The 20,790-nt window shown below is 69.9% G+C and carries 23 protein-coding genes; 7 read left to right on the plus strand and 16 right to left on the minus strand.

The features are described from left to right. Positions 1-6 precede the first annotated feature (6 nt). Entirely contained in the window at positions 7-738 is a 732-nt protein-coding gene (gene fabG / locus BXA03_RS00395; protein WP_076503225.1) for a 3-oxoacyl-ACP reductase FabG, read from the plus strand. A 44-nt stretch (positions 739-782) separates the two neighbouring features. On the opposite strand, the gene BXA03_RS00400 is transcribed toward fabG, so the two are convergent. The 11 genes from BXA03_RS00400 to BXA03_RS00450 form a co-directional block, all read right to left on the minus strand. Beyond that, the gene (locus BXA03_RS00400; protein WP_076503226.1) at positions 783-1,124 is read right to left on the minus strand and encodes a type II toxin-antitoxin system RelE/ParE family toxin; all 342 of its coding nucleotides are present in this window, start codon (positions 1,122-1,124) and stop codon (positions 783-785) included. Beyond that, positions 1,121-1,399 carry a type II toxin-antitoxin system Phd/YefM family antitoxin gene (locus tag BXA03_RS00405; protein WP_076503227.1) on the minus strand — a complete coding sequence of 93 codons (279 nt, stop codon included), beginning with the start codon at positions 1,397-1,399 and terminating at the stop codon, positions 1,121-1,123. The genes BXA03_RS00400 and BXA03_RS00405 overlap by 4 nt, the downstream gene beginning before the upstream one ends. Positions 1,400-1,460: 61 nt before the next feature. Further along, positions 1,461-1,775, minus strand: coding sequence for a copper-binding protein (locus BXA03_RS00410; protein ID WP_076503228.1), 315 nt, complete (start codon positions 1,773-1,775; stop codon positions 1,461-1,463). 57 nt (positions 1,776-1,832) lie between these two features. Beyond that, positions 1,833-2,321 carry a DUF411 domain-containing protein gene (locus BXA03_RS00415; protein ID WP_083715775.1) on the minus strand — a complete coding sequence of 163 codons (489 nt, stop codon included), beginning with the start codon at positions 2,319-2,321 and terminating at the stop codon, positions 1,833-1,835. 52 nt (positions 2,322-2,373) lie between these two features. Continuing rightward, positions 2,374-3,771 (minus strand): multicopper oxidase family protein, encoded by a 1,398-nt coding sequence (locus tag BXA03_RS00420; protein WP_076503229.1) that lies wholly within the window; start codon positions 3,769-3,771, stop codon positions 2,374-2,376. After that, a complete protein-coding gene (locus tag BXA03_RS00425) occupies positions 3,771-5,327 on the minus strand; it encodes a TolC family protein (RefSeq protein WP_234983549.1) in 1,557 nt (518 codons plus the stop codon). Before BXA03_RS00425 ends, BXA03_RS00420 begins: the two co-directional genes overlap by 1 nt. A 79-nt stretch (positions 5,328-5,406) precedes the next feature. Further along, a complete protein-coding gene (locus tag BXA03_RS00430; protein ID WP_143476175.1) occupies positions 5,407-5,877 on the minus strand; it encodes a hypothetical protein in 471 nt (156 codons plus the stop codon). A gap of 95 nt (positions 5,878-5,972) precedes the next feature. Further along, on the minus strand, positions 5,973-6,758 hold the full coding sequence (locus tag BXA03_RS00435) for an enoyl-CoA hydratase/isomerase family protein (RefSeq protein ID WP_076503231.1): 786 nt from the start codon (positions 6,756-6,758) through the stop codon (positions 5,973-5,975). Positions 6,759-6,792: 34 nt separating this feature from the next. After that, entirely contained in the window at positions 6,793-7,749 is a 957-nt protein-coding gene (locus BXA03_RS00440) for a Bug family tripartite tricarboxylate transporter substrate binding protein (RefSeq protein WP_076503232.1), read from the minus strand. Positions 7,750-7,789: 40 nt separating this feature from the next. Continuing rightward, the gene (locus tag BXA03_RS00445; protein ID WP_076503233.1) at positions 7,790-8,959 is read right to left on the minus strand and encodes a CaiB/BaiF CoA transferase family protein; all 1,170 of its coding nucleotides are present in this window, start codon (positions 8,957-8,959) and stop codon (positions 7,790-7,792) included. Positions 8,960-8,972: 13 nt separating this feature from the next. Next, a complete protein-coding gene (locus tag BXA03_RS00450; protein WP_076503234.1) occupies positions 8,973-9,797 on the minus strand; it encodes an enoyl-CoA hydratase-related protein in 825 nt (274 codons plus the stop codon). A gap of 91 nt (positions 9,798-9,888) precedes the next feature. On the opposite strand from BXA03_RS00450, the gene BXA03_RS00455 reads away from it, so the two are divergent. Together BXA03_RS00455 and BXA03_RS00460 are read left to right on the plus strand one after the other, a co-directional pair. Next, a complete protein-coding gene (locus BXA03_RS00455) occupies positions 9,889-10,707 on the plus strand; it encodes an IclR family transcriptional regulator (protein ID WP_083715778.1) in 819 nt (272 codons plus the stop codon). Positions 10,708-10,860: 153 nt separating this feature from the next. Next, entirely contained in the window at positions 10,861-11,190 is a 330-nt protein-coding gene (locus BXA03_RS00460) for a four-helix bundle copper-binding protein (RefSeq protein ID WP_076503236.1), read from the plus strand. An 11-nt stretch (positions 11,191-11,201) separates the two neighbouring features. On the opposite strand, the gene BXA03_RS00465 is transcribed toward BXA03_RS00460, so the two are convergent. Further along, positions 11,202-13,370 (minus strand): heavy metal translocating P-type ATPase, encoded by a 2,169-nt coding sequence (locus BXA03_RS00465; protein WP_083715831.1) that lies wholly within the window; start codon positions 13,368-13,370, stop codon positions 11,202-11,204. Between the two features lie 56 nt (positions 13,371-13,426). On the opposite strand from BXA03_RS00465, the gene BXA03_RS00470 reads away from it, so the two are divergent. Beyond that, positions 13,427-13,891 (plus strand): MerR family transcriptional regulator, encoded by a 465-nt coding sequence (locus tag BXA03_RS00470; protein WP_076503238.1) that lies wholly within the window; start codon positions 13,427-13,429, stop codon positions 13,889-13,891. A 73-nt stretch (positions 13,892-13,964) separates the two neighbouring features. Here BXA03_RS00470 and BXA03_RS00475 read toward each other — a convergent pair whose 3' ends face one another. The 4 genes from BXA03_RS00475 to BXA03_RS00490 form a co-directional block, all read right to left on the minus strand. Then, positions 13,965-14,255 (minus strand): hypothetical protein, encoded by a 291-nt coding sequence (locus BXA03_RS00475; protein ID WP_143476176.1) that lies wholly within the window; start codon positions 14,253-14,255, stop codon positions 13,965-13,967. Between the two features lie 194 nt (positions 14,256-14,449). Beyond that, entirely contained in the window at positions 14,450-14,701 is a 252-nt protein-coding gene (locus BXA03_RS00480; RefSeq protein ID WP_076503240.1) for an SWIB/MDM2 domain-containing protein, read from the minus strand. Between the two features lie 74 nt (positions 14,702-14,775). Further along, entirely contained in the window at positions 14,776-15,354 is a 579-nt protein-coding gene (locus BXA03_RS00485; protein WP_076503241.1) for a DoxX family protein, read from the minus strand. Between the two features lie 170 nt (positions 15,355-15,524). After that, positions 15,525-16,448: a LysR family transcriptional regulator gene (locus BXA03_RS00490; RefSeq protein WP_076503242.1), complete on the minus strand. Its 924-nt coding sequence runs from the start codon at positions 16,446-16,448 to the stop codon at positions 15,525-15,527. A 134-nt stretch (positions 16,449-16,582) separates the two neighbouring features. Here BXA03_RS00490 and BXA03_RS00495 point away from each other — a divergent pair, with 134 nt between their 5' ends. From BXA03_RS00495 to BXA03_RS26435, 3 genes are all read left to right on the plus strand, one after another. Beyond that, positions 16,583-18,100 (plus strand): MBL fold metallo-hydrolase, encoded by a 1,518-nt coding sequence (locus tag BXA03_RS00495; protein ID WP_159444687.1) that lies wholly within the window; start codon positions 16,583-16,585, stop codon positions 18,098-18,100. Between the two features lie 89 nt (positions 18,101-18,189). Continuing rightward, positions 18,190-19,623, plus strand: coding sequence for an FAD-binding oxidoreductase (locus tag BXA03_RS00500; protein ID WP_076503244.1), 1,434 nt, complete (start codon positions 18,190-18,192; stop codon positions 19,621-19,623). Then, positions 19,611-20,693 (plus strand): hypothetical protein, encoded by a 1,083-nt coding sequence (locus BXA03_RS26435; protein WP_143476177.1) that lies wholly within the window; start codon positions 19,611-19,613, stop codon positions 20,691-20,693. Before BXA03_RS00500 ends, BXA03_RS26435 begins: the two co-directional genes overlap by 13 nt. Positions 20,694-20,790 lie beyond the last annotated feature (97 nt).

The raw sequence follows: 20,790 nt of genomic DNA on the forward strand, positions 1-20,790 counted from the left end.
TTTTCCATGACCCTTCAGAACAAGCGCGCCCTCGTCACCGGGGCCAGCGGCGCACTGGGCAGTGCCATCGCCGAGCGCCTGGCGCGCGACGGCGCCACCGTGCTGTTGCATGCCAACGGTCGGCGCGAGGCCATCGAGGCGCTGGCCGCGCGCATCGCCGCGGCCGGCGGCCAAGCCGAGTGCCATGTCTTCGACCTGACCGACGACGAAGCCACGGCGGCCGCTTGCGCCCGCATGCTGGAGGGCGGGCCGGTGCAGGTGCTGGTCAACAACGCGGGCATCCATGACGACGCCGTGATGCCCGGCATGCGGCCCGATCAGTGGCACCGCGTCATCGATGTGTCGCTCAACGGTTTCTTCCGCGTCACCCAGCCGCTGCTGCTGCCCATGCTGCGCACGCGCTGGGGCCGCATCCTGAACATCTCGTCGGTGGCCGCCATCATGGGCAACCGCGGCCAGGTCAACTATGCCGCGGCCAAGGGCGCGCTCAATAGCGCGACCAAGGCGCTGTCGATGGAAGTCGCCTCGCGCGGCGTGACCGTCAACGCCATCGCGCCGGGCATCATCGCCTCGCCCATGGCCGATGCCGCCTTCGACCCGTCCATGGTCAAGCAGATGGTGCCCGTCCAGCGCGCCGGCACACCCGAAGAGGTTGCCGCCTTGGCCGGCTTCCTGGCCAGCGCGGAGGCGGGGTACATCACGGGGCAGGTGATCTCGGTGAATGGCGGGATGGCCTGAGAGCCATTCGGCTCGGCGGAAAACAAAGCCGATCAGTCGCGCTATCACCGACCCAGCAGCCGGCGTGCGAGCAGGGTCTGCATGTCCCGCCGCCCGTCGGCGATCAGGTGGACCACGACCCGGTGGTCCAGCACTTGGTACACGATGCGATAGGGCTTGAACAGGGCCTGCCGGTGGGCCTTGATGCCCAGGCTCAGCAGTTCTCTGGGGTGACTTCCTCGCTCCGGCATATGGGCCAGGCCATCGAGGGTCGCTGTGATGCGGTCGAGCAGGCGACGGGCGTTGGCGACGCTGTCGGCTTCGGCAAGGTAGTCGTAGAGCGATTCCAGGTCCTGCTCCGCACCGCGGGTCAGCAGGACCTGAAAGTCTTTCGGCTTGCGCGTCATTCGGTGCCGGAATGCTTGCTGTGAAGCCGCTGCACCACATCGGCCAGCGGCTTGAGGTGCCCGGCCTCCACATCCTGCTGGCCCAGGGCCAGCAGCTTGAGCAGGGCCAGGGTCTCCTGGGTCTCTTCGAAGGAAGCCACGTCCTGGATCACGGCGCGGGCCTCGCCGTTCTGAGTGATGACCAGAGGCTCGCGCCGTTGCGCGAGCGTGTCCAGCACTTCAGCCGCGTTGGCCTTGAGGTAGCTGATCGGTTTGACTTGCGTCGAATAGCGCATTCGCGGCTCCCGGGAAAGAGGACTGAATATAGACTTTTTCCAGTCCTTTCCAATCGGCCGCTCAGTGCGCAACCGTGAGCGACATCACGGTCAGTTGCCCGTCGACCATCTGCGCCGTGAAGCGCACCTTGTCGCCCGCCTTCACATCCTTCAGCAGCGCCGGGTCGCGGACGCGAAAGACCATGGTCATCGCGCCCATGTCGAGGTTGGGGATGTCGCCGTGGCGCAAGGTGATGCGGCCCTGGGCGGCATCGACCCGGCGGATTTCGGCGTCCACCTCGGGCAGGGGCTGCCTGGCCTGTGCGAGTGCGGCCGGGGCGAGGACTGCAGCGGCGGCGGCCTGAAGCAGGCGGGCGAGGAAATTTCTCTTGTTCATGGTTCGGATGTCGGTCGAGGAAAGGCGAAGGATCGGAAGTCCGCAAACGGCACGCTTTCAGCGGTACCGCGCGAACACCCGCGTGCCGCCCGCGGCCAGCACCAGCAGCACGTCGTAGGGATCGCGCCGGTCGCCGTAGGCGGGGCCGTCCATGCCGGGCGAGCCGATGGGCATGCCCGGCACAGCCAGGCCGATGGCGCCGGCGGGCTTCTCGTGCAGCAGGCGGTGGATGTCTCGGGCAGGCACATGGCCTTCGATGGCGTAGCCGCCGACGCGTGCCGTGTGGCAGGAGCCCAGCGTCGGCGGAATACCCGCCTCCTGGCGCACGCGGGCGTTGCCCTCTTCATGTACACGGGTGGCAAAGCCGTTCGCGTTCAGGTGCTTCACCCAGTCCACGCAGCAGCCGCAGTTCGGGTCTTTCCAGACATCCACCCAGGGCGCGGCCGCGAACGCCGGGCCGGCGATGGGGAAAGCCGTGAGGGGCAAGACTGCCAGGAGCAGACGGCGACGGGGAGACGCGATGGCGGAGAAGCAAGCAGTTTGCATGGTCGTGACTTTCGATGGCTGGGTGGTTTGCGGTTCAGGGCCGCCAGCTGCTTCAGTGGTGGTCATGGCCGGCGGGCTTGCGCACAGAGGCGGGGGCGGCATCGCTCGTGCCGGAGGCTGAAGCGCCCGCCTCAACGCTTCGGCTCACCGCCGCAGGCGCCTGACCCGCATCGACCTCATGCGCCACGCTGCCGGCCGGATGCCTGAACCAGCCCGGGTCACGGAAGTCCCCCGGCGCCTGGTCGCGCCGCACCTTCAGCAGCGTGAACATGCCGCCCATCTCGGCCGGGCCGAAGGGGCCGCGGCCGGTCATCATGGGCAGGGTGTTGTCGGGCAGGGGCATCTCCATCGATCCCATCTCGGCCATGCCCTTGTCGCCCATCACCATGTAGTCGGGCACCAGCCGGCGGATGGTGTCGGCGACGCCGCGGTGGTCCACGCCGATCATGGTGGGCACGTCGTGGCCCATCGGGCCCATGGTGTGGTGGCTCTTGTGGCAGTGCAGGGCCCAGTCGCCTTCCTCGTCGGCGATGAACTCGATCTGGCGCATCTGACCGACGGCGACATCGGTGGTCACCTCGGGCCAGCGTGCGCTGCGTGGCACGGCGCCGCCATCGGTGCCGGTGACCTCGAATTCGTGGCCATGCACATGGATCGGATGGTTGGTCATGGTGAGGTTGCCCACGCGGATGCGCACCCGGTCGCCGCGCCGCACGCACAGCGGGTCGATGCCCGGGAAGACCCGGCTGTTGAAGGCCCAGGTGTTGAAGTCGGTCATGGTGTTGACCTTGGGCGTGGCGCCGCCGGGCTCGACGTCGAAGCTGCCGAGCAGAAAGCAGAAGTCGCGCTGCACGCGCGCGATCTGCGGATGGTTGCGCACCTTGGGATGCGTCACCCAGAGGCCCATCATGCCCATGGCCATCTGCACCATCTCGTCCGCATGCGGGTGGTACATGAAGGTGCCAGGCCGGCGCGCGGTGAATTCGTAGACGAAGGTCTTGCCCGGTGGGATGTGTGGCTGCGTGATGCCGCCGACGCCATCCATGCCATTGGGTACCCGCTGTCCATGCCAATGGACCGTGGTGTGTTCGGGCAGCCGGTTGGTGACGAAGATGCGCACCCGGTCGCCCTCGACCACCTCGATGGTGGGCCCGGGCGACTGGCCGTTGTAGCCCCACATGTTGACCTTGAAGCCCGGCGCCATCTCGCGCACCACGGGCTCGGCGATGAGGTGGAATTCCTTGACGCCGTCCTTCATTCGCCAGGGCAAGCTCCAGCCGTTGAGCGTGACGACCGGGTCGTAGGGCCGGCCGTCGGGCGGCAGGAGCGGTGGCGCAGTGGCGGGGCCGGTCTGTTGCGCGGCCTCGGGCACGGCGGCCAGGGCCACCCGACTGACGGCACCGGCGGCGGCGCCGGCCAGCATGCCGGAGAAGAAATGTCGGCGGTCCATCAGTGGCCTCCTTCGTTGGTCGTGCTGGCGAGGGCTGCGCCGGATCCTCCGGCGCGTAGAGCCGAAAGGCCGGCGGGCGAGCTGCCGGTCAGCGCCATCTGCAGGTCCACCTCCGCGAGCCAGAAGTCGCGCTGGGCCTGCATGGCCGCATCCACCGTTCGCGCACTGACGCGGGCTTCGGCCAGCAACTGCCAGACGCTGGCGCCCATGGCGTTGTAGCGCAGCACCATCTCGTCGTTGATCTGGCGCTGCAGCGGCAGCACCTCGGCCTGGTAGCGATGCGCGATCTGCCAGGCGTGCCGGCGGGCGGCCTCGGCTTCGCGCACTTCGCTCACGGCGGTCAGCGCCACGCCACGCACGCGGGCAGCCGCCTGCAGGTAACGCGCCTCGGCCTGCGCGCTGCGGGCCTGGCCGAAGTCGAAGAGCGGGATCGGCAGGCCGATCTCCCAGCCGCGCTGCGTGCTGCGGCTGCGGTCGGCGTCGTTGGCGAACGTGGTGTTGCGGGCCACGCCAAGTTCCATCGCGTCGACGAAACGGGTGGCGCGCGTCAGGCCCTGGGCCTCGGCGGTGGCCGCGGCGTCGGCGCGCGCGGCGCGCAGGTCCAGGCGGTCGCGCAGGGCCTGGGCCTGCAGGTCGGCCTCGGCGGGCAGCGAGGTGGGCAGCTCGGGCAGGCGGTCAGGCAGCGTGAGCCGCGCAGCTTGTGCGCCATCGAGCCCGAGCAGGCGGACCAGGGCCTCGCGGCTGGCGGTGGCAGCCTGCTCGGCGCGGCTCAGCTGCGCCTGCGCCTCGGCCTGCTGCAACTGTTCACGCCCCGCCTGCAGCACGGACCAGTTGCCCGCCTTCTGCATGCGCTGGGCCAGCGTCGCGCCGGCTTCGGCGGCATCGCGCACGTCGCGCAGGTAGACGGCGCTCTGCCGGTCGGCGACGGCGCGCAGCCAGGCGCGACGCGTGTCGGCTGCCAGCTGCAGCACCGCCTGCGCCGCATCCAGCCGGGCGGCTTCCTGCCGCTGGTCGGCCCAGCGGGCGCGCCAGGGCAGGCTGAGCAGTCCCACCACGTTGAAGCTGATCAGGCGGTCGAGCTCCAGCTCGCGGCCCTCGCGCAGGCGGCTGAAGGAGAACACAGGGTTGGGCAGCGAGGCCGCTTCCGCCCGCTCGGCATCGGACAGTTGCAGGGTCGCGAAAGCGGCCTGCATGCGCGGCCCCTGCGCCAGGGCGATGCGCACGGCTGCTTCCTGGTCGAGCGGGCCATGCAGCAGCGCATCGGCCTGTGCCGCAGCGTCGGCATCGGGCTGGCGCCGGGGCTGGGCCTCGCCCACGAGTGGCCGCCCCTGCACCAGTGAAAGAACCTGGGGTGCATCGCCGTCGGGCGACAGGCTGGCGCAGCCGGCCAGCAGCAGGGCGATGCCGGCCAGCGCGGCGCGCGATCCCGCGCGCGATCCCGCGCGCGACGAGGGCGGCAGCATGGACGCGGGTCGATGAGAAAGAGGCCGGGCTGCATCGTCGTGATGCAGCGGCGGCAGCCGGCGCGCGCCGCGCCGGACCAGAAGGATGGACAAGAGAACTCTCCTCGGAAGCAATGCATCGGCGCCGCGGCGCGTCAGGACGGCTGCGGCGGACGGACTACGGGCAGGGAGTTCAGGAAATGGGCGGCTTGTCGGCCTGGGCGAGCAGGGCGCTCGCGAAGTGCGGGGCGTGGCCCTGTGGCTGGACGCGCGCGGGCGGCGCCGGCAGGGCCGCCTGCATGGCGTCGGTCATGGCGACGGAATGACAGATCTGACAGAGGCCGCAGTAGCCATGGTCGTGCGCGGTGCCGCTGTCGTCGCCGTGATGCCCTGGGGCTGGGGACTCGACGTCGTGGGCATGCGCGCCATGGGCATCGCCGCCCACCGATGCGGCCTGCGACTCATGGCAGTGCGCCGACGCTTCAGCGGCTTCGGTGGTCATTGCAACCGCCGGCTGGACTGGCAAGGAAAAAGCGTCTGCCTCGTGGGCATGCCCCGGTGCGGACATGGCCGCCGCCGTCGTCACCTCGACCGCCATCGCACCTTCGAGCCAGCCGCGCAAAGGCAGCAGGACGAGGGCGAGGACGAGGATGAACAGGCGCACGGGCGGCATTCTAGGAGTCGCCCGGGCGGGCATTGCCTCCCAACCCCCCCTTGCCTTGATGGGCGTCAAGGGCGGCCGGTGGCGCTTTTTCCGCCTCAGCGCCCGCTGAACCGCGGCGTGCGACGGTCGGCCATGGCCGCCACGCCTTCGCGGAAGTCGTCCATGGCGAAATGCCCACGCTGCAGTTCGCGCTCATGCCGGTTGAGGGCGCGCACCGCGTCGGCCAGCCCGCGCCGCACGGTGGCGCGGGTGGACTGCACGGCCGCAGGCGCCGACTCGGCGATCTCGGCCGCCAGGTCCAGCGCCTGCTGTCGTACCTGCTCGGCCGGGGCCAGCACGTCGGCCAGGCCGATGCGTACCGCCTCGTCGCCGCCGATGCGCCGGCCGGTATAGAAGAGCAGGGCGGCCGCCTGCTCGCCGACGAGGCGCGGCAGCGTCGCGCTCAGGCCGAAGCCCGGGTGGAAGCCGAGCCGGTTGAAGTTGGCACTGAAGCGCGCCTCGGCGCGGGTGACGCGGAAGTCGGCCGCCACCGCCAGCCCCAGCCCCGCGCCCACCGCCGCGCCGTGGACGGCCGCGACTACCGGCTTGCGGGTGTCGAAGAGGCGCATGGCATGGGTGTAGAGCTCGCCGGGGTCGCGTGTGCTGTCGGCATCGGCCGCGCTGTGGAAGTCGGCCCCGGCGCAGAAGGCGCGGCCCTCGGCGGCCAGCACCACTGCGCGGCAATCGGGATCGTCGTCCAGGCGCTCCAGCGTGTCCGCCAGGGTGCGCATCAACGGCACGTCCACATGGTTGTAGGGCGGGCGCTGCAGCACCAGCAGGGCGACGTGCGGGTGGCCGGAGTCGCGCTGGGCGAGTCCGTGGGGCGTGTCGGTCGGCGTCATGGCTGAGGTGGTTTCCAGGGGGTCGCGGGCGCGGTCATTGCACTTCGATCTGGGCGATCTCGACGTAGCCCTTCCATTTCTCGCGCTCCTCGCGCTCGAAGTCGGCCAGCTGCTTCAGGCTCACGCGGGCGGGTGCGAAGGCGAAACCCTCCAGCCGACTGCGGATCGGGTCGGTGGTCACGGCCTCGTTGATCAGCGCGTTGAGCCGCTGCTGCACGTCCACCGGCGTGGCGGCTGGCACCGCGATGCCGAGGAAGCCGCCGCGGATGGTGAAGTTGGGGTAGGTCTCGGCAATCAGTGGCACATCGGGATAGCGCTTGAGCCGCGTGTCCGAATGCGCAGCCAGCGCACGCAGCTGGTTGGCCGCCACGAAGGAGTCGCCCGCGACCGTATCCGTGAACACCACCTGCGTCTGCCCGGCGATGAGTTCGGTCATGGCCTGGCTGACCTGCTTGTAGGGAATGGCGGCCAGCTCGATGCCGGCTTCGTGCGCGAACAGCGCCGCCGTGACCTTGGACGTGGCGTTGAAGTGGCCGTAGTTGATGCGACCGGGCGCGGCCTTGGCCGCGGCCACGAAGTCCTTCAGCGTCTTCCAGGGCGCGTCGGGCCGCACCAGCATGTAGGTGGAGCCGGGCCCGAAGGAACCGACGAGCCGGAAGTCGCGCGCCGGGTCGTAGGGCAGCTTGCGGAACAGGCTGGGGTTCGCCAGGTGCGTCGACGTGGTGGCCAGCAGCAGCACCGAACCGTCGGCCGGCGCAATGCGCGCCGCTTCCACGCCGATGATGCCGTTGCCGCCGGCGCGGTTGTCCACCACCACGTTCCGGCCGGTCTTCCTGGTGATGAATTCGGCCAGCATGCGGGCCGAGATGTCGCCCGAGCCGCCGGGGCCGAAGGGCACGATGATCTGGATCGGCTTGCTGTCCTGCGCCCAGGCTGGCACGGCGGCAAAGGGCAGGGCGGCCGCCGCACTGAGAAGGCTGCGTCGTTTCATGGCTGTGTTGTCTCCGGTTGTTGTCGTGGAAGCTGGCCGTTCAGGGCGCAAGCCCTGGGCAGTAGTCATGGGTGTGCTCGCCGATGGCCGGCGCGCGGTGGCGCACAGCGGGCCGTTCGCCGTCGAAGGACAGCGGCAGGCCGACGATGCGCAGCTCTTCCTGCGGCACCGTCTGCAGGATGCCCAGGGCCTCCGTGTGCGGATCGGCCAGCACCTGGGCAAAGTCCTGGATCGGCGCGCAGGGAATGCCCGCGGCTTCCAGGGCGTCGATCCAGTGCTGGCTGGGCTGGCCGCGGAAGACGGTCTCCAGTTCGGGCAACAACTCGGCCTTGTGCTGCACGCGCAGCGCGTTGCTGGCGTAGCGTGCGTCGGTGGCCCATTCCGGATGGCCCGCCACGCGGGCCAGCTTGGCGAAGAGCCGGTCGTTGGCCGCCGCCACCACCACCTCGCCGTCGGCGGTGGGCAGCGCCTGGAACACCACCACATTGGGGTTGCCGCTGCGATGGCGCGCCGGCTGCCGGCCCGTGGCGTGGTAGCCGGCCATCATCACCTGCAGCCAGCCGAGGGCCGTCTCGAACAGCGAGGCGTCCACGGTGCAGCCTTCGCCCGTCGACTGGCGCCGCATCAGGGCGGCGAGGCAACCCAGGGCTGCCCACAGTCCGGTGCCCAGGTCCAGCACCTGCATGCCCACCCGCGAGGGTGGCGCCGACTCGGGCCCATTGATGCTGAAGATGCCGGAGAAGGCCTGCACCATGGGCTCGTAGCCGGGCGCCAAGCTGCGCGGACCCTTGTGGCCGAAGGCCCAGAGCGAGCAATAGACGAGGCGCGGGTTGAGCGCCCGCATGGCTTCGGCACCGAGGCCCAGGGCCTCCAGTGCGCCGGGGCGCATGTTCTGCACCAGCACATCGGCCTCGCGCACCAGCCCTTCGAGCACGGCGACGTGCTCGGGGTCCTTGAGGTCCAGGGCCAGGCTCTTCTTGCCGTGGTTCATGGCCTGGAAGGTGGTCGCGGTGCCGCGCCAGAAGGGCGGGCCCCAGCCGCGGGCATCGTCGCCGGTGCCGGGGCGCTCGATCTTGAGCACCTCGGCGCCGAGGGTCGAAAGGATCTCGCTGGCGTAGGGGCCGGCGATGTTCTGGCCGATCTCGATCACCTTGATGCCGGCCAGCGGCGCGGTGGCGGAAAGGCTGTGCAATGCAGCGTTGGATGTCATGGGCTGGTCGGGCCTAGCGGCCGGTGAATCGGGGGGCGCGCTTCTCGACGAAGTGCCGCACGCCCTCCTGGAAATCCTCGGTGCCGCGGCAGGCGGCGATCTCGCGGTCGGCGATGCGCGTGGCTTCGCCCAGCGTCTGGTAGCGCGCCTCGCGCAGCTGCTGCTTGATGAGGCGCACTGCGCGCGGTGAGGTGGCGGCCGCGATCTCGCGGGCCCGCGTAAGCACGTCGGACATGAAGTCCTCGGCCGGCAGGCATTGCGCCAGGCCCATGCGCTCGGCCTCATCGCCGGTGAACGTGCGACCCGTGATCAGCAGCTCGGCCGCCTGCATGGGTCCGATGAGCCGGGGCAGCAGCCATGCGGTGCCGTGTTCGGCCACCAGGCCGCGGCGCGCATAGGGAAAGCTCAGCTTGGCGCCAGGCACCACATAGCGCAGGTCGCAGTGCAGCGTGAGGCACAGCCCCACGCCTGACGCGGCACCGTTGATGGCGGCGATAAGGGGCTTGTCCACGTAGCCGAGGTAGCCGTAGCGTTGTGCGGCATCGGCATCGGCATCGCTCGGGTCGCCGGCATCGGCCCCGACCGCAGCGCCTTGGGCGTCTGCGCTGCGCGCCTGCAGGACGGCCATGTCCATGCCGGCGCAGAAGGCGCGGCCGGCGCCGGTCAGGACGATGCAGCGCACCTGGACATCCGCCTCGGCCTGCGCGATGCGCTGGCGCAGCTGCGTCTCCAGCTGCGGTGTCCACGCATTCATGCGGTCCGGGCGGTGGATCGTGAGCACGGCGACGCCGTCGGCCACCGCATAGCCCAGCTCGTCGCTGTCGGGTTCTGTCTGCAAGGGATCTGTCTCCTGCCCGTCGCATCGGGCTGCCGCCAGTATTCAGCCGATACGCTGTGCTGCCCAGCCTAAAATTTCGGTCACCGAAATCATGACCAAGGCCGACCCTTCTCGCCCATCCTCCACCCGCGCGTTGACGCAGGCGCGTCAGACCTTCGTGCGCAGCACGGCAGGCAGTCAGTCGCTGGAGAGGGGATTGGCGTTGCTGCGTGCTTTCCGCCACGGCACCGCCTTGCTGACCAATGCCGAACTGGCCGACCGCGCCGGACTGCCGCGGCCGACGGTCAGCCGTCTCACACGTTCGCTGGTGGATGCAGGCTTCCTGCACTACGACGTGGCCCTCAAGGGCTACCGGCTGGCGCCCGCCTGCCTGAGCCTGGCGCTCGCCTACCGCAGCAGCGAGCCGGTGCTCGAGCGTGCGCTGCCGCTCATGCGCGAGCTGGCCGAAGGGCGCCGCGTCAACGTAGGGCTGGCCGTGGCGGACCAATCGGAGATGGTCTACCTCGACTCGGTGCGCTTCAGCCGGCTCGGCATCTTCCGGCGGTTGATGCCTGGCTCCCGCATCCCCATCGCGCCGACCTCCCTCGGCTGCGCCTGGCTGGCGGGGCTGCCGGCGCAGCCGCAGCGGGCATTGTTGGCGCGTCTGAAGACGGAGCATGGCAAGGCCTGGCCTGCGCTGCAGCGTCAGGTGATGCAGTGTCTGCAGGACGTTCGATCGCTCGGCTTCTGCCATGCACAGTGGGCGGCTGGAATGGCCGCCGTGGCCGCGCCGTTACGGCCTCACGGCGGGGCACTCTATGCATTGAATGTGAGCTTCCCGGTCACGGGAAATGAGGACGCACAGGCAGTGACGGTACACGCCGAGCTGCTGCTGTCGCTGCGCCGGGCCCTGCTCTTGGCACTCGACTGAGAGTTGACGCGAACGGGCGCCCGGGCCGAGCGAGGAGCGGACTTCCAAGGCCATGGGCGCCCGTCCGACAACGGCCTGCTCGCACAGGCGCAGCCTTGGAAGGCCCCGCCTGCCAACGTCTGGCAGGTGCTTCAGCCCAGAAGGAAAGCTTCCATGACCGATCTTCAATACAGGGATTGCATCGACGCGTGCAACGCGTGTGCCGTGGCCTGCAGCCACTGCGCCGCCGCCTGTCTGCAGGAGTCCGATCCCGGCGCCATGGCTGGCTGCATCCGTCTTGACATGGATTGCGCGGCCGTGTGTCAACTGGCAGCGGCAGCGCTCGCCCGCGGCAGCGACCATGCCGGTGCCATCTGCGACCTGTGCGCACGCATCTGCGAGGCCTGTGCGGCCGAGTGCGCGCAGCACGACATGGCCCACTGCCAAGCCTGCGCGAAGGCCTGCCGCGACTGTGCCCAGGCCTGCCAGTCCATGGCGGCCTGAGGCATCACGCGTCAGCGGCGCGGCAGACCGCGAAGCATGCGCAGCCCGTTGGCCACCACCAGCAGGCTTGCGCCCATGTCGGCGAACACGGCCATCCACATGGTGGCCTGGCCTGTGATGGCCAGGGCGAAGAACACCGCCTTGATGCCCAGCGCCAGCGTGATGTTCTGCCACAGCAGCGCGTGAGTGCGGCGCGACAGCGCCACGGTGTCGGCGATGCGGCCCAGGTCGTCGTTCATGATGACGACGTCGGCCGTCTCCATGGCGACGTCCGTACCGGCGGCGCCCATGGCGAAGCCGATGTCGGACTGGGCCATCGCGGGCGCGTCGTTGATGCCGTCGCCCGCCATGGCCGTGGCGCCATGGCGCTGCTGCAGGTCGCGGATGGCGGCCAGCTTGTCCTGCGGCAGCAGTCCGCCGCGCGCGTCCGTGATGCCGACCTGATCGGCCACGGCCCGGGCAGTGCTGGGGTTGTCGCCGGTCAGCATGACGGGGGTCACGCCCAGCCGCTGCAGGCGTGCGACGGCCTCTTGCGAGCCGGTCTTGAGCGTGTCGGCCACTGCAAAGATGCCGAGCACCGCATGTGCGTCGGCCAGCAGCGTCAGCGTGCGGCCCTGGGCCTCATGCTCGGCCAACAGCGATTCCAGTGCGGGACTGCACAGCCCCTGCTCCTCGATCAGGCGATGGTTCGCCAGCACCAGGGCCTGTCCTTCGACCGTGCCACGGACACCGCGGCCTGCGAGGGCTTCGAAGTCCCGTACATCCGGCGCCTCCGTGTGCGCCACCAAGCCCTTCGCGATGGCCAGCGAGACCGGGTGGTCTGATCGGCCCGCGAGCGCGGCGGCAGCGCGCTCGACGCGGTCCGGCTCCGCATCGCCCCAGGCCTGCCAGTGCACCAGCACGGGCTTGCCCTGGGTGAGGGTGCCGGTCTTGTCCAGCGCAATGGCCTTGAGCCGCCGCGCGCCTTCGAGGTGCGTGCCGCCCTTGATGAGGATGCCGCGGCGCGCGGCCGCCGTCAGGCCGCTGACCACCGTCACCGGCGTGGAGATGACCAGTGCGCACGGGCAGGCGATGACCAGCAGCACCAGTGCCTTGTAGATCGCATCCAACCAGGCCCAGTCCAGCAGCAGCGGCGGCAGCATGGCCACGGCCACGGCGGCGATGAACACTGCGGGCGTGTAGATGGTCGCGAAGCGTTCGACGAAGCGCTGCGTGGGTGCGCGCGACTCCTGCGCCTTTTCCACCGCGTCGATGATCCGGTCCAGCGTGGTCTGCCCTGCCACCGCGGTCACACGCACCTGCAACTCGCCACCCTGGTTGACGGTGGCGGCGTACACCGGGTCGCCCACGGTCTTGTCGACCGGGATGCTTTCACCGGTCACGCTTGCCTGGTCGACGGTGCTGCGGCCGGCGCTCACCCTGCCGTCCAGCGGCACCCGTTCGCCGGGGCGGATACGCACGATGGCGTCCAGGGCCACGCTCGAGGCGGGCACCCGCTGCCAGCTGCCATCGGCAGCCTGTACCTCGGCCTCGTCGGGCGCCAGGGCCATGAGGCCCGAGATGGCGTTGCGCGCGCGGTCCGCCGCCTTGTGCTCGATCAGCTCAGCCAGTGCATACAGGGCCATCACCATGGCCGCCTCGGGCCACTGGCCGATGAGGAAGGCGCCCGTCACGGCCACGGCCATGAGCGTGTCGATGCCCAGACGCCCCCGCATCAGGGCGCGCATGCCGCTCAGGTAGATGCCGGTTCCGGCCAGTGCGATGGCCACCGCTGCCAGCGCCATGCCGACTGCCCGCCAGGCCAGGGCGTCGGGCAGCAGCAGGTGGCTCAGTTCGGCCGCGATGGCGACGCCCAGGGCGGCGGCGATGCGGGCAGGACCGGGCAGCGGGCCGTGGTCATGCCCGTCGGCGGCTTCGTGCGCGTGCGCGTGCCCGCCCTCACCGCCGTTGTCGTGCGCATGGCCATCGCCGTGCCCGTGATCGGCGTGGCCGTGGGCCGGGGATGCTGTGGCAACCGCAGGCGTGGAGGTGCTGCAGCCGCAGCCGGTACCGCAGCCCGTGGCGACGCGCAGTGTGCGCGGCGCCAAAGCGTGGGCGGCCGGCTTGCTGGCGTGGCTGTGGGGCGTGTCGTGGCGGTGTGCCTGCTCGGCGGCGACGGAGGGGGAAGGGCGGCTCGTCATCAGGTTTTCGCTTTCGTGCCAGCATTGAAAACCTTCAAGCCACTTCAAGGTCAAGCATGCCTTCCGCAAGCCCCCACCTGCGCATCGGCGAAGCTGCCGGCCGTTCGGGCGTCAGTGCCGCCAACATCCGCTACTACGAGAAGGAAGGCCTGCTCGGCACGGAGCAGCGGGCCGAGAACGGCTACCGCCTGTACAGCGCGGACGATGTGCACCGACTGCGCTTCATCCGCATGTGCCGGGCCATGGACATGTCACTGGACGAGGTACGGGGCCTGCTGTCGCTCGACCTGCGCAGCAAGGCCGACTGCAGTGCGGCCTGCGACGTGCTCAACGCGCACTTGGGCCATGTGCGTGAACGCATCGCGGAGCTTCGCGTGCTGGAGCGGGACCTGCAGACGCTGCGTGACCGCTGCGACGGGCAGGACAGTTACTGCCACACCATCGAGGCCCTGCATGCGCGGGCGGACGAACAAGCCGCCGACGCGGTCAGTCCGGGTGGCGCGCCGCGTCGCCATGTGTGACGAGCAGGCCCGTAAGGCGGCCGGGACCGAAGCGCCGTCAGGGCCGGCGCCGCGCGGCCGGCCGAATCGCTGCTCAGTGCTTGTAGCCCACGCTCGACACGCTGGAAGCGGCCCGGGCGAAGGGCAGTCGCGTCAGTTCCGGTTCGACCCGCGCATCGACACGGGCGATGGTCGGCTCCGTGCGGCACAGTTCCGCCAGGCGACGGTCGGCCTCACGGCGGAGCGCCGAGATGCGGGCCATCGCCTCGGCCTTGGCCACCCGTCGCCCGCCCTGCGTGCTCTGCTGAAGCTGATGGATCGCCTCGTACGAGTCGCGCTCCGCCTTCATCCAGGCAGCAAATCGGGGATCGGGGGTGTCGTTCATGGTGGCTCGGGTTCCTCGGCGGCGCACGTCGTCGTGCAACATCGGCGCGCAGTCTGAGGGCGGGCTGCGCCGGGCCACGTAGGACAAGCCTTGGGGCGGGGGTAGGCCGACGCAGGGCGATGCGGCGCACTGCGCTTCGCCCGTGGGAGCGGGGGGCCAAGGGCCGAGCACCTCGGCGCATCCCCCGCGGGGGTTCAGCTGAGGTGCTTGCCCACCAGGCCGGTCATCTCGAACATGGTGACCTCGTCCTTGCCCATGACCGCCTTCAGCTTGGCATCGCACAGGATGTTTCGCTTGTTGGCGGGGTTCTGCAGGTTGTGGGCCTTGATGTAGTCCCAGACCAATTTGGTCACCTGGGTGCGCGGCTGCGGCGTCGAGCCGATGATCGCGGCCAGTTCGGCGCTGGGGGTCATGGGACGTGCAAAGCCGCTCTTCGTTTCTGCCATTGGATTCCTTTGGAAAAGCGCAGAGTCTACGCAAGCCGGCTTGGGCAGCCCCTTGTGGGGCCGACCCGTGCGCTTCAGAAGGCCTTGCCGAGGCGGCGGTCGACCGACCAGGCCCCCCCGCCGAAAGCCGCGAAGAACAGGCAGCCGAAGGCCCAGATGCTGGACAGCTGCACGGCCTTGCCTTGCAGCAGGTCGGTGAAGCCGACCCCAGCGTCCATGAGCCGCTTCGCGCCGTTGGGCGTGAGGAATTCGGGGTGGGCCTGGATCGCCTCGAGGCCGGCAGCGCTGAGCAGCGGCTGGGCGTTGTACGGAAAGTGGAAGTGGAACCACACGGTCACGAAGAGCATCACCGCATTGGCCAGGGCGAAGGGCCGCGTGAGGAAGCCCAGCATGAGGGCCGCGCCGCCAATCACCTGCATGACAGCCAGCAGTGGCGAGAACAGCCAGCCCGGATGAAAGCCGATCATCTCGACGAACTTCACCTGGCCCATGGGGTCGAGGATCTTGGGCCAGCCCTCGTGCAGCAGCCAGCCGCCCACGGCCAGCCGCAGCAGCAGCCATCCCAGGGGCTGCGCAAACTTCTCGTAGACGGGAGCGAGTGACGGCACGAACAGACTGTCGCGGGGAACGTTGAAATCGAAGGGGGAACGCATGGGAGCCTTGCAAGGTGCGTGGTGGAATGCCGCCGCGTGCGACGCGCGTCACGCGGAGTGCAGACGATCTTCCCAGCCGGACGCCGAAGGTTTTTGATGCAGGTCATGGGCAGCCCACCGGACTGTCGAGAGCGTGTCGACCTGGACGGGCACCGGGGTCACCCCGGCTTTCAATCGGCGCGCTGGTGGCTGGATTCCGGCCGCGCCGTGACCAGCTTTTTCTGCAGGTAGTCTGCGAAGGCCACGGCCGCTGGCGACGGATGTCGATCGGCCGGCAGATAGAGTGACATCTCGCGGGTCGGCATCGGGTCTTCGATGTCTCTGCGCACCAGCCCCAGGGGCCGGGCCAGCGATTCGACATAGGCCGGCGACAGCGTGAAGCACAGGCCGGCTGCCGCCATGCCCAGGGCGGTCGAGATGTTGTCGACCACATGCTGGGGCATCACGCGGCTGCCTTCGAGCATCTGCTGGCGCATGCTCGCCAGGTGGATCTCGTGATCGCGGCCCGCCGTCACCAACTCGAACTTCGCCAGGTCGGACCACCGGATGCGCTTCATCCGGGCCAGTCGATGGCCGGGTGCACACCAGACCACCCACGGGCTGGGAAAGAGCGCGATGCGCAGGACTTCGGGGCCCACGGGCCGGTCGGGGCCCAGCGACAGGTCGGCCTGGCGCGAGGCGACCTTTTCGACCAAGTCTTCCACCGCGCAATCGAGCGGCCGCACGATCGACTTCGGGTGACGCCTTCTGAAGCCCGCCAGCAGGCGGGGCAGCACGGTGCTGGCGATGACCAGCGGCGCGGCGATCCGCACCAGACCGGCTGCCTGGTCCCGGATGTCGGTGGCCACCATGCGTGTGGTGTCCATCTGGCGCAGCAGATCGCGTACCGAGGGCAGGAAGGTCCGGCCCGCTGCAGACAGGGCGACCTTGCGCGTGCTGCGATCGAACAGCCGGTAACCGAGCAGCGACTCCAGTTCGATGATGAGCTGGCTCACGGCAGACGGTGACAGGCTGAGGTACTCGGCTGCCTGCGTGAAGCTGCCGGTGCTGGCCACGGCCAGGAAGGCCTGGAGTTGTCGAAGCGTGAAGTGCATGGCGCGGAGGGTGCCGGGATTATGAAGATCGGCTCATGAATCATGAAGAAAAAGTCGAAGCTCGATCGACCCTGGCTCGCCAGAATCGGTGCGCAGGCTCTCAGAAGCCAAGCAAGAGACAACACGGAGACACCATGACGCACAGCGACAGAACGGCACCCGGCCGTATTCCCCACTTTCCCCTCCTGGCCGCATCGGCTGCCGCCCTGACCCTTCTGGGTTGCGGCGGCGGTGGCAATGGAACCAGTTTCGTGCCCGTGCCTGCCGCCACCAACGCGCCAGCGCCAGCCCCTGCGCCGAGCAGCGGCGGGACGACGACCGTCGACACCACGCCGCAGCCCACCATCGCCAAGCCCGCCGGCCCCCTGGCGCTCGTCCCCGACTCGTCCGCTGCCTTCAGCCCGCCCGATGCCTCGGCCACCCAGTACCAGAAGCACCTGAGCATTGCCACGGCGAACGCGGGCGCAGGCACCTTCGCCACGCCTGCGGCACCGGGCAGTGCGGCCTACTACAACGCGGCGGCCTTGCGGCGGCAGTGGTGCTACACGGCCGAGAACGCCAGCAGCCCCCCCGAGCTGCAGGACCGGGCGGTCCTGCCGCCGATCCAGATGTTCGACAACGTCTGGGCATTCGGTCCGCGCTGGGTGCTGCAGTACGGCTTCCTCACGGGCACCGGCAAATCCTTCCTGCTGGATGCACTGAACAACACCGCCGAGGCACAGGCCATCACCGAGCCGGGCCTCGTGGCGATGGGCACCACTGGCGCGCAGCTGGCCGCCATCATGCCCACGCACGGGCACGGCGATCACTACGGCGGCGCCGGTTACCTGCAGCAGAAGTACGGCACCCCCGTCTACCTGGGCAGTGCCGATGCGGCGGTGGGCGCGCGCGGCGTGCCTCCGTTCACGGTCACGCAGTTCGATTCCGCCAACCTGCAGCCGGTAGACGTGGACTTCGGCGGCCTGAAGGCGACCGTGCTGTCGACGCCCGGTCACACGGCCGGCACCATGTCGGGCGTCCTGCCGGTCAAGCTGGCCGGCAAGGATTACAAGCTGGTGTTCTGGGGTGGCACCGGCATGCCCAACACGCTGGCGCTGGCGCAGCAGTACCTGGATGGGGCGGAGCGGCTCTATCGCCTGGCTGCGGCGCAGAAGGTGGATGGCACGCTGCACACGCACCCCTTCGTCGACGGCTCCCTGTCCAAGCTCGATGCCTTGCTCGCCACGCCCGCCCTGCGCAGCAATTCGAATCCTTTCCTGGTCGGCACCAGCCTGGCTCTGCGCTCGCTGTCCATCCTGCGCGAATGCTCGGCCGCGAAGGTCGCGCAGCTCGATGCCACGGCCGTGATCCCTGCATGGCACACCACCACGACCGACCTGAGCGTGACGGCAGCGGGGCAGGACCAGAAGGGCCTGCGACTGACCGCCACGGTGCGCAACCCCTACGGCGCGTTGCGTGATGCCGTGGTCAAGTTCAGTGTGGCGCCGCAGGGTGCCACCTGCACCGCCGCAACGGATGCGAAGGGCCAGGCGTCCTGCCTGCTGCCCGCGGTGAGCGGCGTGGTCGCGTCGGTCAATGCCAGCTTCGACGACGCCGCACTGGCGGACGGGAGCCTGCAACTGGGCAGCACTGCTGCGCTCGCGCTGCGCTGAACCTCGGCGTCGTCGGCCTTTGCGCGTTGCTGGCCGCGGTATGGGGCCGCGGCGCGCGAGGCCGGGTGTCGACGCCTTCTCTTCATTTCATGACCATCACAGACACCACCTGCGCGCAGCGCGTGCTCTCACCGGCCCTGATCCAGGACCTTGAAACTGCCGTCGGCCCCGACAACCTCTGGTCGGGCGTACGACTCGCCGAACGCCCATGGCACGACTGGAGCGGCGCCCCGAGCGTCATGCCGCTGGCCGTGCTGCTGCCGCGCACGCCTCAGGCGGTGGCCCGGGCCCTGCGGGTCTGCCATCTGCACGCCACGCCCATCGCGGTGCAAGGGGGCCTGACGGGACTCGCGGGCGGTGCCAACCCCCAGGGCGGCGAAGTGGTGCTCTCGCTGGGTCGGCTCGACGCGATCGAGCTGCTGGACGCGCAGGGCGCCACGGCGGTGGTGCAGGCGGGCGTCACGCTCCAGGCCCTGCAGGAGGCCGCGCAGGTGCATGGCTTGTCCTTTCCTCTGGACCTGGGCGCACGGGGCAGCTGCCAACTTGGCGGCAACGCCGCCACCAACGCGGGCGGCAACCGCGTGCTGCGCTTCGGGATGATGCGCAACCTGGTGCTGGGGCTGGAGGTAGCGTTGCCCGATGGCCGTCTTCTGACCATGCTCGACCGCGTCATCAAGAACAACGCGGGCTATGACCTCAAGCACCTGTTCATCGGCAGCGAGGGAACGCTGGGTGTCATCACCCGCCTGTCGCTCGGCCTGGTGCCGCAGCCCAGCTGGACGGGCACGGCGATGTGTGCCGTACCGGACTTTCCCGCCGCGTTGTCGTTGCTGCGCATGGCCAGGGCGACGATGCCCGGCCTCACCGCCTTCGAGCTCATGTGGCGCGGCTTCTTCGATGCCGGCGCCAAGGCCATCGGGGCCGCGTCGCCCTTTGCCGGGCCGGCACCGCTCTACGTGCTGTTGGAGTCCGTGGCCGGCTCCGAGGAGCAGGGCCAGGCCGCCTTCGAGCATGCGCTGGAGCGGGCGATGGACGAGGGCCTGGTGCAGGACGCCGTGATTGCGCAGTCGCAGGCCCAGGCGGCGCAGCTGTGGGCCTTCCGCGAAGGCGTGAGCGAGCTGCTTTCCGCACACAAGCCGTGCGCAGCCTTCGACGTGAGCGTGCCCATCGAGCGCATGGATGCGCTGGTGCAGGAACTGAGCACCCGGCTCGAATCGGCGTATCCGGCCCAATCGCACCTGTTCTTCGGCCACCTGGGCGATGGCAATCTGCATCTGATCAGCGGTCCCTTCACCTCGCACGAGGAACTGGCGCAGGCGGAAGCCGTCGTCTATGCCTGTGTGGGCCGTTTCGAAGGCAGCATTTCCGCCGAGCACGGCATCGGCATGGTCAAGCGCGACTTCCTGGGCCACAGCCGCGACGACGCGCAGGTCGGGCTGATGCGACAGCTCAAGGGCCTGCTCGACCCGCACGGCATCCTGAACCCTGGGCGCATCTTCGAGGCGGCGGCGTGCGTTCGATGAGCGTCCGGGGCTTTGGTGCAGCCTTCGTCCTGCTCGGGCTGGTCGCATCGATGCCGCCGGCCTGGGCACAGGCGGCGCGTGCGCCTTCCGCGGTGGCCTGCGCGCTCGGCGAGGCGAGGGCGCAGAAGGACACGGCCCTGCTGCATGTCGGCGGCGCCCGCGCGGTGCTGGCGCTGCTCGATGCGGCGGCGGATCCGGCTGCGCTGGTCGGCGCGGCCAATGCTGCGGGTGCGAACCTGGTCCTGGCCTTCGACTGGCCCGAACCTGCGCTGAAGCAGGCCCGCGAGGCCCTTGCCATGCCGCTGGGCGCACTGCGCACCCGGCCCGCTGTGCCTTCGCGCCTGCTGAGCGCGGGGCCCGAAGGCCTGCGCACCAGCAGCTTCCAGGTAGGCGAACGCGACGTCGTCGTACTGCTGCAGCAGGGTGCCCATGGCCTGGTGCGCGTATCCGCCTCGGTGGTGGCCGACGATGTCGCCGGCCATCGCCGCACGGTGCGGTGGCACGCGGGTGGCGATGACAGTGCTGCAGGGGCGCGGGCCGACCTGGCCACGCTCGAACAGTTGTATCGCCTGGTGCTCGAACAGTCGCCCGAAGACCGCTTCGTGCTGCACCTGGGCAGCATGCGGGCACGTCCCGCCATGGGCTATGCCGATGCGCTCGCGGCACTGGCGCAGGCGCGTGAATGCGCGGCGGGGCGTGTGCGCGCCGCCGCGTCCGGCCCGCAGCCCCTGGCCTGGCAAAGCGTTCGCGTCACGTTGGCGAAGGCCTCGGCCGCCCAGCCGCTCGCCGTGGCCGCGCGTGCGCTCGACACCGCCGGACGTCCGGTCGCCGACGCGCAGATCTCGTTCGCCCGGGGCGAGCACTTCGTGTGTTCGGCACCGACCGATGCGCAGGGCTGGGCCCGCTGCACGCTGTGGGACCCACATGGCCATGTGCTCGAGGACGACGGCCGCGACTCCACCCTGGTGACCTTCGGCGGCCAGTGGCAGGAGGCGCGCCTGCTGCTGCCAACTACCGCTGTGTTCAGGGCCCGCTTCGTCGGCAGTCGGTCGGCGCGACACGTCCACTGAGCAGCCCGCGAGTGCGGCATGCGCCGCCGTGGCGCGAAAACCTGCGGCGGGATGTGCGCCAGCGCACATCCTTTGGGGAAGGGGAAGCCTACGCTGC

Origin of the sequence: Pseudacidovorax sp. RU35E (genome assembly GCF_900156165.1) — a bacterium.
Lineage (GTDB): Bacteria > Pseudomonadota > Gammaproteobacteria > Burkholderiales > Burkholderiaceae_C > Xenophilus.